Source organism: Nocardia sp. JW2 (assembly GCF_051843015.1).
Taxonomy (GTDB): Bacteria; Actinomycetota; Actinomycetes; order Mycobacteriales; family Mycobacteriaceae; genus Nocardia; species Nocardia coubleae.
The window spans coordinates 114,290-130,003 of sequence record NZ_JBPXLK010000014.1 but is presented as its reverse complement, the minus strand read 5'-3'; the positions used below and the strand labels follow the sequence as shown (position 1 = coordinate 130,003).

Annotated in this window: 9 protein-coding genes; 6 read left to right on the top strand and 3 right to left on the bottom strand. The window is 68.9% G+C overall.

Annotated features, from left to right (window positions below; all coding sequences use genetic code 11):
* Nucleotides 1-133: 133 nt before the first annotated feature.
* Nucleotides 134-1,603 carry a glutamate synthase subunit beta gene (locus ACSVDM_RS20315; protein WP_067644101.1) on the bottom strand — a complete coding sequence of 490 codons (1,470 nt, stop codon included), beginning with the start codon at nucleotides 1,601-1,603 and terminating at the stop codon, nucleotides 134-136.
* On the bottom strand, nucleotides 1,596-6,248 hold the full coding sequence (gltB, locus tag ACSVDM_RS20310) for a glutamate synthase large subunit (RefSeq protein ID WP_439267026.1): 4,653 nt from the start codon (nucleotides 6,246-6,248) through the stop codon (nucleotides 1,596-1,598). The genes ACSVDM_RS20315 and gltB overlap by 8 nt, the downstream gene beginning before the upstream one ends.
* Nucleotides 6,249-7,184: 936 nt before the next feature.
* On the opposite strand from gltB, the gene ACSVDM_RS20305 reads away from it, so the two are divergent.
* From ACSVDM_RS20305 to ACSVDM_RS20280, 6 genes are all read left to right on the top strand, one after another.
* Nucleotides 7,185-8,954 carry a DUF4407 domain-containing protein gene (locus ACSVDM_RS20305; RefSeq protein ID WP_439267024.1) on the top strand — a complete coding sequence of 590 codons (1,770 nt, stop codon included), beginning with the start codon at nucleotides 7,185-7,187 and terminating at the stop codon, nucleotides 8,952-8,954.
* Between the two features lie 166 nt (nucleotides 8,955-9,120).
* Nucleotides 9,121-10,674, top strand: coding sequence for an adenylate/guanylate cyclase domain-containing protein (locus ACSVDM_RS20300; RefSeq protein WP_439267022.1), 1,554 nt, complete (start codon nucleotides 9,121-9,123; stop codon nucleotides 10,672-10,674).
* Between the two features lie 37 nt (nucleotides 10,675-10,711).
* Nucleotides 10,712-11,572 (top strand): hypothetical protein, encoded by an 861-nt coding sequence (locus tag ACSVDM_RS20295; RefSeq protein WP_439267021.1) that lies wholly within the window; start codon nucleotides 10,712-10,714, stop codon nucleotides 11,570-11,572.
* Complete coding sequence (locus ACSVDM_RS20290; RefSeq protein WP_439267019.1) at nucleotides 11,569-12,585, top strand: DUF4129 domain-containing protein; 1,017 nt, start codon at nucleotides 11,569-11,571, stop codon at nucleotides 12,583-12,585. Before ACSVDM_RS20295 ends, ACSVDM_RS20290 begins: the two co-directional genes overlap by 4 nt.
* Nucleotides 12,582-13,568 (top strand): AAA family ATPase, encoded by a 987-nt coding sequence (locus tag ACSVDM_RS20285; protein WP_067644085.1) that lies wholly within the window; start codon nucleotides 12,582-12,584, stop codon nucleotides 13,566-13,568. Before ACSVDM_RS20290 ends, ACSVDM_RS20285 begins: the two co-directional genes overlap by 4 nt.
* Nucleotides 13,569-13,570: 2 nt before the next feature.
* Nucleotides 13,571-14,866 (top strand): DUF58 domain-containing protein, encoded by a 1,296-nt coding sequence (locus tag ACSVDM_RS20280; RefSeq protein WP_439267017.1) that lies wholly within the window; start codon nucleotides 13,571-13,573, stop codon nucleotides 14,864-14,866.
* 91 nt (nucleotides 14,867-14,957) lie between these two features.
* Here ACSVDM_RS20280 and ACSVDM_RS20275 read toward each other — a convergent pair whose 3' ends face one another.
* On the bottom strand, nucleotides 14,958-15,704 hold the full coding sequence (locus ACSVDM_RS20275) for an RDD family protein (protein ID WP_439267015.1): 747 nt from the start codon (nucleotides 15,702-15,704) through the stop codon (nucleotides 14,958-14,960).
* Between the last annotated feature and the right edge of the window lie 10 nt (nucleotides 15,705-15,714).

Genomic DNA, 15,714 nt, shown 5'->3' with positions numbered 1-15,714 from the left:
CACCCCTAAGTCTTTGAGCGCCATAAGGATTCATACCCGACGCATATCCCTGGCAAACTCCGGCGCCACCTGCGGTGCGACGACGAAGGCGCCCACGGACTGGGTAGTCCGTGGGCGCCTTCGGGGGAACTGATTACCGCTGGGCGACAGCGGTCGGGGGGATCGGCGCGGGGAGCGCGGTTTCGCCCTCGAGGTACTTGTCGACGGCGGCCGCGGCGGCGCGGCCCTCGGCGATGGCCCAGACGATGAGCGACTGGCCGCGGCCCATGTCGCCGGCGACGAAGACGCCGGGGATGTTCGTGGCCCAGTTCTTGTCGCGCTGGACGTTGCCACGGCCGTCGTAGCCGACGCCGAGGTCGGTCAGCAGGCCCGGCTTCTGGGGGCCGACGAAGCCCATGGCCAGCAGCACGAGGTCGGCTTCGAGGGTGAAGTCGGTACCTTCGACCTTCTCGAAACGGCCGTTGACCATCTTGACCTCATGAGCCTCGAGTCCGGTGACCTTGCCGTCCTTGCCGACGAAACGCTCGGTGTTCACGGAGAACACGCGCTCGCCGCCCTCCTCGTGCGCCGAGGAGACCCGGTACATGAGGGGGTAGGTCGGCCACGGGGTGGAGCCTGCGCGCTCCTCCGGCGGACGGGGCATGATCTCGAACTGGTGCACCGACTCGGCACCGTGGCGGTGCGAGGTGCCGAGGCAGTCGGCGCCGGTGTCGCCGCCACCGATGATGACGACCTTCTTGCCCTTCGCGTGGATGGGCGGCAGGCCTTCTTCGTCGGTGATGTCGTCGCCGAGCTGCACACGGTTGGCCAGCGGCAGGAACTCCATCGCCTGGTGGATGCCGTCGAGCTCGCGGCCCGGGATCGGCAGATCGCGGGCGATGGTGGCGCCACCGGCGAGCACGATCGCGTCGAAACGCTCACGCAGCTGCTCGGCGGTGATGTCGACGCCAACGTTCACACCGGTCTTGAAGATGGTGCCTTCGGCCTCCATCTGCGCCAGACGACGGTCGATGACCGACTTCTCCATCTTGAATTCCGGGATGCCGTAGCGCATCAGACCACCGATGCGGTCGTCGCGCTCGAACACGGTGACGGTGTGACCGGCACGCGTGAGCTGCTGGGCGGCGGCCAGACCGGCCGGGCCCGAACCGACGACGGCGATCTTCTTGCCGGTCAGGCGGGTCGGGTACACCGGGGTGACCCAGCCCTCGTCGAAGGCGTTCTCGATGAGTTCGACCTCGACCTGCTTGATGGTCACCGGCTGCTGGTTGATGCCGAGCACGCACGACGCCTCACACGGCGCCGGGCACAGCCGCCCGGTGAACTCCGGGAAGTTGTTGGTGGCGTGCAGCCGGTCGATGCCCTCGCGCCACGAGTCCTTGTACACCAGGTCGTTCCACTCGGGGATCAGGTTCCCGAGCGGACAACCGTTGTGGCAGAAGGGGATACCGCAGTCCATACAGCGGCTGGCCTGCTTCTGCAGGGTCTCGTGGGAGAACTTGTCCTCGTAGACCTCTTTCCAGTCGAGCAGACGCAGCTCGACCGGTCGACGCGCCGGGAGTTCCCGCGAGGTGTGCTTCAGAAATCCTTGTGGGTCAGCCACGAGCCGCCTCCATAATCGCCTCGTCAACGTCCTTGCCGCTCTTCTCGGCTTCGGAGATGGCGAGCAGAACCTTCTTGTATTCGCGGGGCATGACCTTCACGAAGTGGTTCACCTGCTGGGACCAGTCGCTCAGGATGCGTTCGGCCACAGCCGAACCCGTCTCGTCGCGGTGGGTGCTGATGATGTCGCGCAGCCAGGTGAAGTCGTCACCGGAGAGCTGCTCGATGGCATCGGCCTGATCCGGGTTGACGCGCTCGGCGAGCGTGCCCTCCGGGTCGTAGACGAACGCCACACCACCGGACATACCGGCACCGAGGTTGCGCCCCGTGCCACCGAGGATGACCACCCGGCCACCGGTCATGTACTCGAGCGCGTGGTCGCCCACGCCCTCGACGACCGCGGTGGCGCCGGAGTTACGCACGCCGAAGCGCTCGCCCGCGACACCGTTGATCAGGATGCGGCCGCTGGTGGCGCCGAACATGATCACGTTGCCCGCGATGATGTTGTCCTCGGCGACGAAGCCGGCGGGCGCGTTGAGCGACGGGCGGACCACGATGTGGCCACCCGAAAGGCCCTTGCCGACATAGTCGTTGGCGTCACCCTGCACGCGCAGCGTGATACCGGCCGGGACGAACGCGCCGAAGCTGTTGCCCGCCGAACCGTTGAAGGTGATGTCGATGGTGTCGTCGGGCAGGCCCGCGCCACCGTAGAGCTTGGTCACCTCGTGGCCGAGCATGGTGCCGACCGTGCGGTTCACGTTGGTGATCTTGGTTTCGATCTTCACGGCCTTGCCACGCTCGAGCGCGGGCGCGGCCTGGGCGATCAGCTCGTTGTCCAGCGCCTTGTCCAGACCGTGGTCCTGGGTGCCGGTGCAGCGGGTGTCCTGGTTCATGAACGCCGTCTCCGGCATGTCAAGGATCGGGGACAGGTCGAGCTTGGCGGCCTTGAAGTGCTCCTTGGCCTTGGCGGTGTCGAGCAGGTCGACCCGGCCGATGGCCTCGTCGAGCGTGCGGAAACCCAGCTCGGCGAGCAGCTCACGCACCTCCTCGGCGATGAAGAGCATGAAGTTCTCGACGAACTCCGGCTTGCCGGTGAAACGCTCGCGCAGCACCGGGTTCTGGGTGGCGATACCCACCGGGCAGGTGTCGAGGTGGCACACGCGCATCATCACGCAGCCCGAGACGACCAGCGGAGCGGTCGCGAAACCGAACTCCTCGGCGCCGAGCAGCGCGGCGATCATCACGTCGCGGCCGGTCTTCATCTGGCCGTCGACCTGGACGACGATGCGGTCGCGCAGGCCGTTGAGCAGCAGCGTCTGCTGGGTCTCGGCCAGGCCGAGCTCCCAGGGTCCACCCGCGTGCTTGAGCGAGGTGAGCGGCGAAGCACCGGTACCGCCGTCGTGGCCCGAGATGAGCACGACGTCGGCGTGCGCCTTGGACACACCGGTGGCGACGGTGCCGACACCCGGCTCCGCGACAAGTTTCACGTGAATCCGAGCCTGCGGGTTCGCGTTCTTCAGGTCGTGGATCAGCTGCGCCAGATCCTCGATCGAGTAGATGTCGTGGTGCGGCGGCGGGGAAATGAGCCCGACTCCTGGAGTCGAGTGACGCACCTCGGCGACCCACGGGTACACCTTGTGCGCGGGCAGCTGACCGCCCTCACCCGGCTTGGCACCCTGGGCCATCTTGATCTGGATGTCGGTGGCGTTGGTCAGGTAGTGCGCGGTGACGCCGAAGCGACCCGACGCGACCTGCTTGATCGCCGAACGACGCCAGTCGCCGTTCTCCTCCACCTCGAAGCGAGCGGGGCTCTCGCCGCCCTCACCGGAGTTGGAGCGCGCACCGAGACGGTTCATCGCGATCGCGAGGGTCTCGTGCGACTCGGCCGAGATGGAGCCGTAGCTCATCGCGCCGGTCGAGAACCGCTTCACGATCTCGCGGGCGGACTCGACCTCGTCGATCGAGATCGGCGCGCGCACGCCCTTCTTGAACTTGAACAGACCACGCAGCGCGGCGAGACGCTCGGACTGGTCGTCGACCAGCTTGGTGTACTCCTTGAAGATCGAGTACTGGCCGGTACGGGTGGCGTGCTGCAGCTTGAACACCGTGTCCGGGTTGAACAGGTGGTACTCGCCCTCACGACGCCACTGGTACTCACCGCCCACCTCGAGCTCGCGGTGCGCGCGCTCGTTGCGGTTCTCCAGGAACGCGGTGCGGTGGCGGATGGCCACCTCTTCGGCGATCTCGTCGAGACCGATACCGCCCAGCGGCGAGCGCAGGCCGGTGAAGTACTCGTCGACCAGGTCCTGAGCCAGGCCGATGACCTGGAACAGCTGGGCGCCGTTGTAGGAGGCGAGGGTGGAGATGCCCATCTTCGACATCACCTTGAGCACGCCGTTGCTGGCCGCGGTGCAGTAGTTCGCGACGGCCTTGCGGTAGTCGGCGGCCAGGTCGCCGGTGCTGGCGGGCAGCGACAGCGAGCCGCGCTCGAGCATGTCCTCGATGGACTCGAAGGCCATGTACGGGTTGATCGCGGCGGCGCCGAAGCCGACGAGGGCAGCCATGTGGTGCACCTCGCGGGCGTCACCGGCCTCCACGACCAGGCCGACCATCGTGCGGGTGCGCTCGCGCACCAGGTGGTGGTGCACCGAAGAGGTGAGCAGCAGCGACGGGATCGGCGCCAGCTTCTCGTTGGACTCGCGGTCCGACAGCACGATGATGCGCGCGCCGCCGTCGATCGCGGCCGAGACCTGGGTGTTGATGGCCTGCAGCGCCCGGCGCAGGCCCTCGCCGCCCTCGGCGACCGGGTACAGACCACGGACCACGACCGAACGCAGCTCGGGGTGGCTGCCGTCGTCGTTGATGTGGACCAGCTTGGCCAGCTCGTCGTTGTCGAGGATCGGCTGCTCGAGCGCGATCTGCTTACAGGACTCCGGGCCGGGGTGCAGCAGGTCGGCCTCGGGGCCGATGTTGCGCTTGAGGCTGGTGACGACCTTCTCGCGGATGGCGTCCAGCGGCGGGTTGGTGACCTGCGCGAACAGCTGCGAGAAGTAGTCGAACAGCAGGCGCGACCGGTTCGACAGCACCGCGATCGGGGTGTCGGTGCCCATCGAGCCGAGCGCCTCACCGCCGGTCTTGGCCATCGGGGTGATGAGCAGGCTCAGGTCCTCGGTGGTGTAGCCGAAGATCTGCTGACGGATCAGCACGCGGTCGTGCGACATGTGCACGTGCGGGCGGTCGGGCAGGTCGGCCAGGCGGCTCACGCCCGCGTCCAGCCATTCCTGGTACGGCTCGGCGCCGGCCAGTTCCGACTTGATCTCGGCGTCGGTGACGATGCGGCCCTGCTCGGTGTCGACCAGGAACATCTTGCCCGGCTGCAGGCGGATCTTCTGGACGACGGTCGACGGGTCGATGTCGAGCACGCCGACCTCGGAGGCCAGCACGACCAGGCCGTCTTCGGTGACCCAGATGCGGCCCGGGCGCAGACCGTTGCGGTCGAGCACGGCGCCGATCTTCTTGCCGTCGGAGAAGCACACCGAAGCCGGGCCGTCCCACGGCTCCATCAGCATCGAGTGGTACTCGTAGAACGCCCGCAGCGCGGGGTCCATGTTCTCGTTGCGCTCCCACGCCTCGGGGATCATCATCATGATCGCGTGGTGCAGGTCGCGCCCGCCCAGGTGCAGCAGTTCGAGCACCTCGTCGAAGCGCGCGGTGTCGCTCGCGCCGGGGGTACAGACGGGGAAGATCTTGTTCAGGCGGTTGTTGCCCGCCTCGTCCTTGCCGAACACGTCCGAACGCAGCAGCGCCTCACGCGCGCGCATCCAGTTCTCGTTACCGGTGACGGTGTTGATCTCACCGTTGTGGGCGACCCGGCGGAACGGGTGCGCCAGCGGCCACGAGGGGAAGGTGTTGGTGGAGAAGCGCGAGTGCACGATGCCGATGGCCGACTCGACGCGCTCGTCCTGTAAGTCCAGGTAGAACGCGCGTAGCTGCGGCGTGGTGAACATGCCCTTGTAGATGAAGGTCTCGCCGGACAGGCTCGGGAAGTACACCGACTCCTTGCCGACGGCGCCCTCACCGGGACCCGCGTTGCCGAGCTCGTGCTCGATGCGCTTGCGGATCACGTAGGCGCGACGCTCCAGGTCCATGCCCGAGAGCTGCTCGGCCGAGTTCTTGGGCGAGCCGATGAACAGCTGACGGAAGGTCGGCATGGCATCGCGGGCCAGCGCGCCGAGCGAGGACTCGTCGATCGGCACCGCACGCCAGCCGAGCACGGCCATGCCCTCTTCGGCGACGATCTTCTCGACGCCGTAGGCGGCGCGCGCGGCTTCGCGGCGGGCCTGCGGGAGGAAGGCGATACCGGTGGCGTAGGAACCCGCCTCGGGCAACTCGAAGTCCACAACCGCGCGGAAGAACTTGTCCGGGAGCTGGATCAGGATGCCCGCGCCGTCGCCGGAGTTCGGCTCCGCGCCGGCGGCACCTCGGTGCTCCAGGTTCAGCAGTGCCGTGATGGCCTTGTCGACGATGTCTCGACTGCGTCGTCCGTGCATGTCGGCGACGAATGCGACGCCGCAGGCGTCGTGCTCGTATGCCGGATCGTAGAGCCCGGTGACACCGGGTGACCTGTGGCCAGGAAGTTGCGTCATGCCTCTGCCTTCAAGAAAGTCGGCTGTCGATGATCGGCCACCCAGCAAGCTGAGCGTGGACCCTTCGTCGTTTCGCCTCCGTCAAGACTGCGTCCGTACGATCCGAAACCAGCGGCGATGATGGTTTGCGGCGTGCAGTCACGTCTCCAGTTGTCCACCCGCTTCGTTGACGTAGTGGGGGTGCTCGGAGGTAACGGGACGCTTACATGTCCCTTACCTCCGCGCGGGGTTTCACCCGCTACTCTTGGCCCGGTTTCACCGGACCCCGAACAGGTGGTTGTGCCGAACAAGGGTGCGTTCGGCGTAAGAGCAAACGATAAGTCAGACCGCAGACCCAACCAACTAAGGTTGGGCTTAGTAACCCTGTCTAGCTGGGGTTTGTAACGGCAGCCCGTATCGTCACGCGCGTCGTCCAGTGTAAAGCAGGCACGAGGCCGGATCGATCCCGCGGAACCGGCGCCGACCTGCGCGAACATCGTCGACGGGCGAGCCGGAACCGGCCGGAGGCGTGTGACCTTCGACCGAACTCACCTGCATCGCAGCAGGATTCCCCAGCAAAGTGCAGGTCAAACCTATGGTTTCCCGCTAACCAGGGCCGTCGGCGGTGAGATATTCCCGACAGCGCCCCGACATGCCCTGGTAGCCAGCCGACCGTACGGTCTGCGAGTGAGACGCTCTTCACAGCACATATCCAGCTAACGCGCGGCAGTGTCGTTCGCCACATGAGGCCCCCGGAATGGGGGCCGATGCGGCTCGCCGGGACCGACACGCCGAGGTCGGCGGCCCACGCCGACAGCCGGCGCGATGCCGGGAGTTCGGATCTGTGAGGCTGACCACAAATACCGCTTCGCCGCTCGGTGTGGCGGCGCCGCGCCTGTCACGCTGACACCACGAATCCATGACAGTTTCGCCACGCGAAAGAACCGGGGAGAAGGTATGACCGGCACACTCGCCTGGCTCGGCGGCGGCCTCGTTACGCCTTCGCGCGACGACATCGGGCCCGACCACGCCGGATATGTCGTCACCGGCGCCGCGGTGGCGCTGTTCGCCGTGGTCGCGGGGCTGGTCACCGCCGTCGCGCTCGCCGCCGCCGACGGGATCGGGTTCTTCTTCGTCGCCGTGCTCGCGCTGCTCGCCGCCGTGGCAGCCGGTGCGATCGGACGGGCGCTCGCCACCAGGAACACCACCGACGACCGGCGCGGCACCGCCGCGCGCGTCGGAATCGGCGTGCTGGCCGGGGTGTCCGTGGCCGAGCTGGCCACCACCGTGCTGCTCGGCGGGACCGTCGACCGCGAGCTGGACGTGCGCGCCCACGCCGATGCCGAACGCGCGCCTGCCGTCGTCACCGCGCGCGCCGAGTACGACCTCGCCGTCGCCGACCGCGCCGCGCTCGACACGTCCATCGCGACCGCGCAGGCCGACATCGACCGCAACCTCGTCATCGCGCGCTGCGAGTTCAATCCGACCCCGGAGTGCCCGCAGACCCGCATCACCGGTGTTCCCGGTCGTGGGCCCGAGGCGCAGACCGCCAACGAGATGCTCGACGACGCCCGCAAGCAGCTCGCCGCCGCACAGGCCCGCACCGACGGCCTCGACCAGCGCGTGCGCGCCGAGACGGCCGAGCTGGCCGCGGCCCGCGCCGACGCCTTCGCCGAGGGCGATCGCGGGATCGGCGCCCGCTGGCTGGCCATGAACGGCTACACCGCCGATCACCTCGGCGGCGCCGCGCTTCGCCTGCTGATGCTGGTCGCGGGCATCGCGCTGGCGTTGTCACCGCTGCTGCTGCGCTGGTGGCGCGGGGAGACCGCGCTGGACCGCAAGGTCGCCGCCGACGAGATCGCCGACCGGGCCGAACGCGCCGCCGACGCCGCCATCGCGGTGAAACAGGCCGAGGTGCGCACCGAGACGGCGGTGCTGCGGGCCGAGCAGGAACTCGACTCGCAACGGCTGGCCATCGAGGCCGACGGCGTGATCGATCGAGAACGTCAGCGAACCAGGATCATCGCCGCGATCGGCGGTTTCGAGCTCGGGTACACCGAGCCGCATCGAAAGGACGAGTCCGTGGCTCTGGAGCCGACTTCGCAGCAGCAGCTGCCCGCCGGATACCTCCCGCACGCCCTGCCGCACGGCCAGGCCGGTGCGCTGGTACCCGCCGAGCAGGCACCGCCGCAGGCGCCGACCGGCGGGGGCGGGCTGGAGCTGCCGATCATCGGGACCGTGCCGTTCACCGACACCGCCGCGCGCTGGATCCGGCCGCTCGTTCCGTCGTTCGTCGCCAATGCCATCGACTCGGCCACGCATCCGCTGCGGACCGCGCGACAGGCGTTCGAAGAGGTCGAGGAGGTGACCTTCACGCTGCGCCGCAGCCGGAAGGTGACCGTCGATACCCAGGACTCGCAGCGGCAGTTCCAGCAGGCGCCGCAGCAGCCGTACCAGCTGGCGCCCGGGCAGCAGGGTTACCTGCCCACGGGTTATCCACAGCCGCAGTACAACCCGTACGCGCAGCAGATCGCGTCGAATGTGGTTGACGCGCCCGGCCGGAACTACCACCCGGATCCGCGTCAGTACCCTGGGCAGCCGAGCTACACCGCGTTGCCCGCGGGACAGGGTACGGCGCTGCCCGCCGCCGGTCAGGGCGAGCTGGCCGGGTCGGACGCCCACGAGCTGCCGAGTGGTCAGCAGCGTCAGCTGCCGCCCGCTCGATAGCTCAGTGGACATCTGTTCACTGGGTATCAGCGGTGATCGATCGCACCGATCCGCTCCGGTTGCGAACGACAAAACGCACGGTCAGCAGTTGTTATACATACCTGACTACTCAGTGACCTAGCTAACAGGTTCGCCTGTTCGGGTCGGTTCGGTTTACAGTTCGAAGGTGATCAGCGACGTACGCTCCGGGACGTCTTCGCCCTGGGGTTCGCCCCTGCTCGGACCCGCCGAGGAGAAGGCGGCCATCCGCCGGGTGCGGGTGCAACTGCTGCTCACCGCCCCCCTGCTCATCGCCAACCTCATCGGCATCGCGATGACCATCGTGCTCGCGGGGTTCGTACTGCCGGGGCCGAGCATGTTCACCGGGCGACTGCTGCTGGTGAACGCCGTCTTCACGCCGCTGTGCGCGGTGGCCGCGCTCGCGGTCGGCACGGTGTGGGGGACCGTCGCCGGGCTGCGAACCATGCGCTGGGCCACCGACCCCGACCATGTACCGACACCGGCCGAACAGCGCGTCACCGTCTCGGCGCCGCGCTGGATGGTGTTGCAGCAGGCGATGCTGTGGACTTTGGCGCTCATCGTGCTCACCGTTGTGTACGGCGTGATCGAGCCGGGGCTCATCCCCAAGCTCATCCTCGCCATCGGGTCGGCCGCGATCGTGGTGTGCGCCAACAGCTATCTGATCGTCGAATTCGCGCTGCGGCCCGTCACCGCGCGGGTGCTGCAGGCCGATCCGCAACGCCGTCGCGGCATCGGCGTGTTCGGTCGCACCATGCTGTCGTGGCTGGTCGGTGTCGGTGTGCCGGTGGCGCTGGCGATGGTCGTCGCCATCTGGGCGCTGGCCGATCCCCAGGTGAGCAAGGCGCGCCTGGCCGTGTGCGTGCTCAGTCTCGGCGGGTCGGCGTTGCTGTTCGGCATGGTGCTCATGGCGCAGGTCGTCGCCGCGACGGTCGCGCCGATCCGTGGTGTGCGCCAGGCGTTGCGCCGGGTGGAGAACGGCGACCTCGACGCCGAGATCGCGCTCTACGACGGCACCGAACTCGGTGAGCTGCAGAGCGGTTTCAACCACATGGTGCACGGCCTGCGCGAACGCGCCATGATCGAGGACCTGTTCGGAAAACACGTCGGCCACGATGTCGCCATGGCGGCCATCGCCTCGCGCCCCGTCCTCGGCGGGACCGAAACCGAGGCCGCCGCCCTGTTCATCGACATCATCGGCTCGACGACCATGGCCGCCACCCTCCCCGCGCCCGAGATCGTCGGCATTCTCAATCGCTTCTTCGACATCGTCGTCGACGAGGTGGAACGCCACGGCGGTCTGCTCAACAAGTTCGAAGGCGACGCGGCCCTCGCCATCTTCGGCACCCCCGCACCGCTGGAAGACGCGGCGGGCCAGGCCCTTTCGTGTGCCCGCGCCATCCAGCGCCGCCTGCGCGACACCTCCGACCTGGACGCGGGCATCGGCGTCGCCGCCGGTCGCGTGGTCGCGGGCAATGTGGGCACCCACAACCGCTACGAGTTCACGGTCATCGGCGATGCGGTCAACGAGGCGGCCCGCCTGTGCGAACTGTCCAAGCAGTACGAACAACGCCTGCTCACCTCCGCGACCACCCTCACCAAGTCCGCGCCGACCGAAGCGAACCATTGGACCCTGGGCGAGCAGGTCACGCTGCGTGGCCGCCTGCAACCCACCCACCTCGCCCTTCCGCACACTCCGTGAACCCACTCCCCCGGCCGGGCCCCGCTAGACTCGGGCCGTGCGCCCCGTCGTGACCACGGTCGGCGCCGTCGGGGCGGGCATCGATCCGGCACAATCGCCGACGGTCCCGATCCGCCCCCTGCGATTTCGCGAACTGCTCGACGAGCCGTTCGCCCTGATCCAGGCCCATATCCGGCCGCTGGCCGCGCTCGCGGGGGCAACGCTCACCCTCGCCGTACTCGGTGTTCTCGGCATCACCGGCCTGGTCTCACACCTCACCGACGGCTCCGATGCGGGTACCGCGTGGGCGGTGGTGCTGGCAACGGCCGCGTTCGTGTGGTTGTCGCGATCGGTGCTGCGTGGCGCGACCGTCGCCCTGGCGCTGGCCGACTTCGCCGGCGCGCGCATCGGCCTGCGGGCGGGCATCCGGACCGCCGCACACCACGGCGGGCCGCTCGCGCTCGCGCAGATCATGTTCTCGCTCATCGGAATCGGTGTACTGGCGGTCGGCAGCCTGCTCGTCGTCACCTATCCGCTCGCCCTGATCTGGCTGTCGAATCTGCGGGCCCGCCGGTTCGTCACCGAACCCGCGATCATCGCCGAGAACGCCGGCTACCGGCAGGCCGTCGCCCGCTCGAAAGACCTGGTGGAGGGCGCGAACTGGAGCATCGGCGGCCTCTGGCTCACCCAGCGGGTGCTGTTCGCCGTGCTCGCGGTGCCCGCCTTCGGTATCCCCTTCTTCCTGTCGGACTTCTCCGGCACCCACCGATGGGCCTTCATCACGCTGGTGGTCGGTGGCCTGCTGCTGGTGGTGACGGTCGCCGAGATCGTGGAATCCACCAGCCGGGTGCTCTGCTACATCGACCGCCGTTGTGTCCGCGAAGGGCTCGACATCCGCATTCCGGGTGAGAACCGATGAACGACAACCAGTTCGGTCCCCCGCCACCGCCCCGGCTCGGCCCGGCCGCCGACCATCGAGCCGAAGCCGAGAACGCCGCGGCCCGCCGTGATTTCGACCGTGCCTTACGTGAGCGCTTCCGTGCTGTCCTGCGCGGACTGGAGCAGAACGGCAGCCTGCCGGTGCGCCGCTCACGCACCGCGCAGGAAACCGCCGACGACGCGACCCTCGCCCTCCCACCCGAACAGTCCGCCGAATTACATCCGGCGGCAAGCACTTTCGACGAGGTCGTGTACGGCGGCCGCCGCGCCACCGAGGACGAATACCGCCACCTCGAATACGCCGACCGCTACTCCCAGCACGCGCCACCGCCGGCCGCCGAACCGGTCGACATCGAGATCGTCGACACCGAACCCGCACCGCGCAGGCAACTTCCGCCGCTTCCGGCAATCCTGCGCAACCCACGGTTCTGGGCCGTCCTCGCGGGCATCCTGTTCCTGGGCGTGCTCCTGTACGCGGGCCTGCAATCCTGCGGCGCGCCCAACGCACCGACCCCGCCCGACCCGCCACCGAACATCGACAGCCCACCGGACCGGCCCGAGGACCTCCCCGACCCCGCAGGCAGCGACTCGATCTTCAGCACCCTGCCCGGCTGGCTGGCCTACGGCGGCCTGCAACTGCTCATCGCCTTCGCCGTCGTCGTGTGGTGGCGGGCCCGCAGACGCGGCGCACTGGTCGGCGAACCGCGCCCGGTGGAAGTGGCCGCCAACGAACTGCTCGCGGGCCAAGCCGGGCTGTACCGCCGCTCGGGCGACGTGGCCCACGTCGCCCACATCCTGCGCTCGGCGACCCTGCGCCGGATCCGGCCACGCCTCGGCGCCCGAACCGACGACCAACTCGTCGCGACCATCGCCACCCGCCTCGGCACCCCCGCCCCCCGGATCGGCACCGTACTGTTCGGCCCGGTGCCCGACGAACCGACCCTCTACCACGTTGCCGCACACCTCGAATGGATCGAGACGGAGCTCGGATGACCGACAACACTGTCCTGCAGAAAACGCCGACCGCGGCCGAGGCCGGGGCGGCGCTGGCCGCCTTGCGTACCGAGATCGGTAAGGCGGTGGTCGGGAACGATCAGGCCGTGCTGTACCTGGTGCTCGCGCTGCTGTGCCGGGGGCACGTGCTGCTGGAAGGTGTGCCGGGCGTGGCGAAGACGCTGCTGGTGCGCGCGCTGGCCACCTCGCTCGACCTCGAGCACGCGCGGGTGCAGTTCACCCCCGATCTGATGCCGGGTGATGTCACCGGTTCGCAGATCTACGACCCGCATTCGGCCGAGTTCACCTTCCGGCAGGGGCCGGTGTTCACCAACCTGCTGCTGGCCGACGAGATCAACCGCACCCCACCGAAAACCCAGTCCTCGCTGCTGGAATCGATGGAGGAGCGTCAGGTTTCGGTGGACGGGCAGCCCCGGCCGCTGCCCGACCCGTTCGTGGTGATCGCCACCCAGAACCCGATCGAGCAGGAGGGCACCTATCCGCTGCCCGAAGCGCAGCTCGACCGGTTCCTGTTCAAGGTCGACATCCGCCTGCCCGAACGCGACGACGAGTTCCGCATCCTGCAGCGCCACGCCAACGGCTTCGACCCGCGCGACCTCGGTGCGGCCGGGCTGCGGCCGGTCGCCGGGCCCGCGCACATCGCGGCCGCGCGGGCCGCGGTGGGGCAGGTGACGGTGAGTCCCGAGGTGCTCGCCTACATCGTCGACCTGTGCCGGGCCACCCGGTCCTCGCCAGCCGTCGCGCACGGTGCGTCGACCCGTGGCGCCACCGCGCTGCTCGCCGCGGCCCGCGCCTTCGCCTGGCTGAACGGGCGCGGGTACGTGACTCCCGACGATGTGAAAACCGTTGCGGTTCCGGTGCTTCGGCACCGTCTGCAGTTGCGTCCGGAGGCCGAGCTGGACGGGGTGAGCGCCGAGGGTGTGCTCGCGTCGTTGCTCGGCTCGGTGCCGGTTCCGGTGTAGCGGTGGTCGTCACAGGCCGGTTCGCGCTGCTCGCCACGATGGCGGGCGCGCTGGTGATGTTCGCCGTTCCGTCGTTCGGTGGTGTGCTCGGCGCGAGTTCGCTGCTGCTCGTGGTCCTGCTGATCGATGTGGCGCTGGCCGCCCGCCCGAACACGTTGACCGTGACGCGCGAACCGTTGACCGTCGTCCGGCTGGGCCGGGAGACGGAAGTGGAACTGGCCGTGACCAATACGGGCACCACCACGGTTCGTGGGCTGCTCTGGGATGCGTGGCCCGAGAGTGCGCGCGCCGAATATCGCACGCGCCGAATGGCTTTGGCACCGAATACCCGGATCCGGTTCCGCACCAGGCTGAATCCGGTATATCGCGGTGACCGGGTGGCGGGTCCGGTGACACTGCGCCTGCTCGGACCACTCGGCATGGCCGGGCGGCAGACTCGCGTCGACGCACCCGCCCGCGTCCGCGCGCTGCCCGCCTTCCGCAGCGAGCGCCTGCTGCGGTCGAAGGTGAAGCGGCTGCACCACCTCGAGGGCCGCAATGTGGCCAATACCCGTGGTCAGGGCACCGAATTCGATTCGTTCCGGGAGTACGTGGCAGGCGACGACGTGCGAAGCATCGACTGGCGGGCCACCGCGCGCGCCACCGATGTGCTCGTGCGCACCTGGCGGCCCGAACGCAATCGGCACATGCTGATGGTGCTCGACACCGGCCGGGTCAGCGCGGGCCGGGTGGGCGACGGCACCAGGCTGGACTGCGCGATCGAAGCCGCCCTGCTGCTCGGCGGGCTGGCCGGCGCGGCGGGCGACACCGTCGACCTGCTGGCCTACGACCGAACGGTGCGCGCGGAGGTGACCGGCGCCGGTGGTGCGGGACTGCCGATGAAACTTATGCACACCCTTGCCGGGGTCACGCCGCAGCTTGTGGATACCGACACCGACGGCCTGGTTCGCACCGTGCTCACCCGGGTGCGCAGGCGCGCGCTGATCGTGTGGTTCACCAGTCTGGACGGACCGACGGTCACCGAACACCTGCTGCCCGCGTTGCCGACGCTCACCCGACGGCACCGGGTGCTCATCGTCTCGGTGACCGACCCTGACATCGCCGCCGCCGCTCGCGACCGGGAAACCGCCGAGGCCGTCTACACCTCGGCCGCCGCCGAGACCGTGCTGGCCGAGCGCGCGGTGGTGCGGGAATCCCTGCGCAGGCGTGGGGTCGCGGTGGTCACCGCGGCGCCGGATCAGCTGCCGGAGGCGCTGGCCGAGGAGTATCTGGAGCTCAAGCGGTCCGGTTCGCTCTGAGTTGTGGACAGCCGGAGTTTCCACCGGCACTCACAGTTCATGCACCGATTCACCAACAGGTTGTCCACAGGGCGAGCCTGTGTACAACTTCTCAGTGCGGCGAAAGCTGCTGGCGCCGAGACAGAATCGCGCCGATCACGTGATACGGGGGATAACCGGCGGGCACCTGCGTGCGGACTGCCGCGCACATCGACTCGGCCAGCTTCGTCCCCAGGTGGTGCTGGGCGGCCGGGGTGAGGGTGCGCAGCCTGGTGAGGTACTGCCGTGCGGCCGTCGCGAGGTCGTCGGACAGGCCGGTCGGGTCGAGCTGCGCCGCCCAGCCGGTGAGCCACGGTGGTGCGGCCGCCAGCGCGGGCCGGGGAAGCTGCTGACGGGTGTGCACAACCACCGTGCCCGCGAGCACGTCACCCACGCGCCTGCCCTCGCGTGAGCACAGCGAGGTGATCACCGCGACCGCGCCGAAGCCACCGAGCATCCAGAAGTCGACGATCGCCCCCGCCAGCCCACGGGTGAGCGCATGCCGGAAATCCGTGGGGCCCGCATCGGCGCGAACGACCCGCAGCCCGAACGCCATCTTCCCCAGGGACCGTCCGCGGGTGAGGGTTTCGCTGCACACCGGATAGCCGACCAGCACGGTCACGATGGTGACCACCGCGAGCACCGACATCCACGCCTCGTCGGCGGCGCTCCACAACAGCATCAGCATCCCGGCGTAGAACAGGCCGAAGGCCAGCGTCAGCTGCAGCATCAGGTCGAGCAGGAAAGCGCCCGCACGGCTGGGGATGCGCGCGATGGGGAGTTCGAGCGCCACCGCTTCGCCGGTGGTGAATTCGGCCATGTGGCTAGCA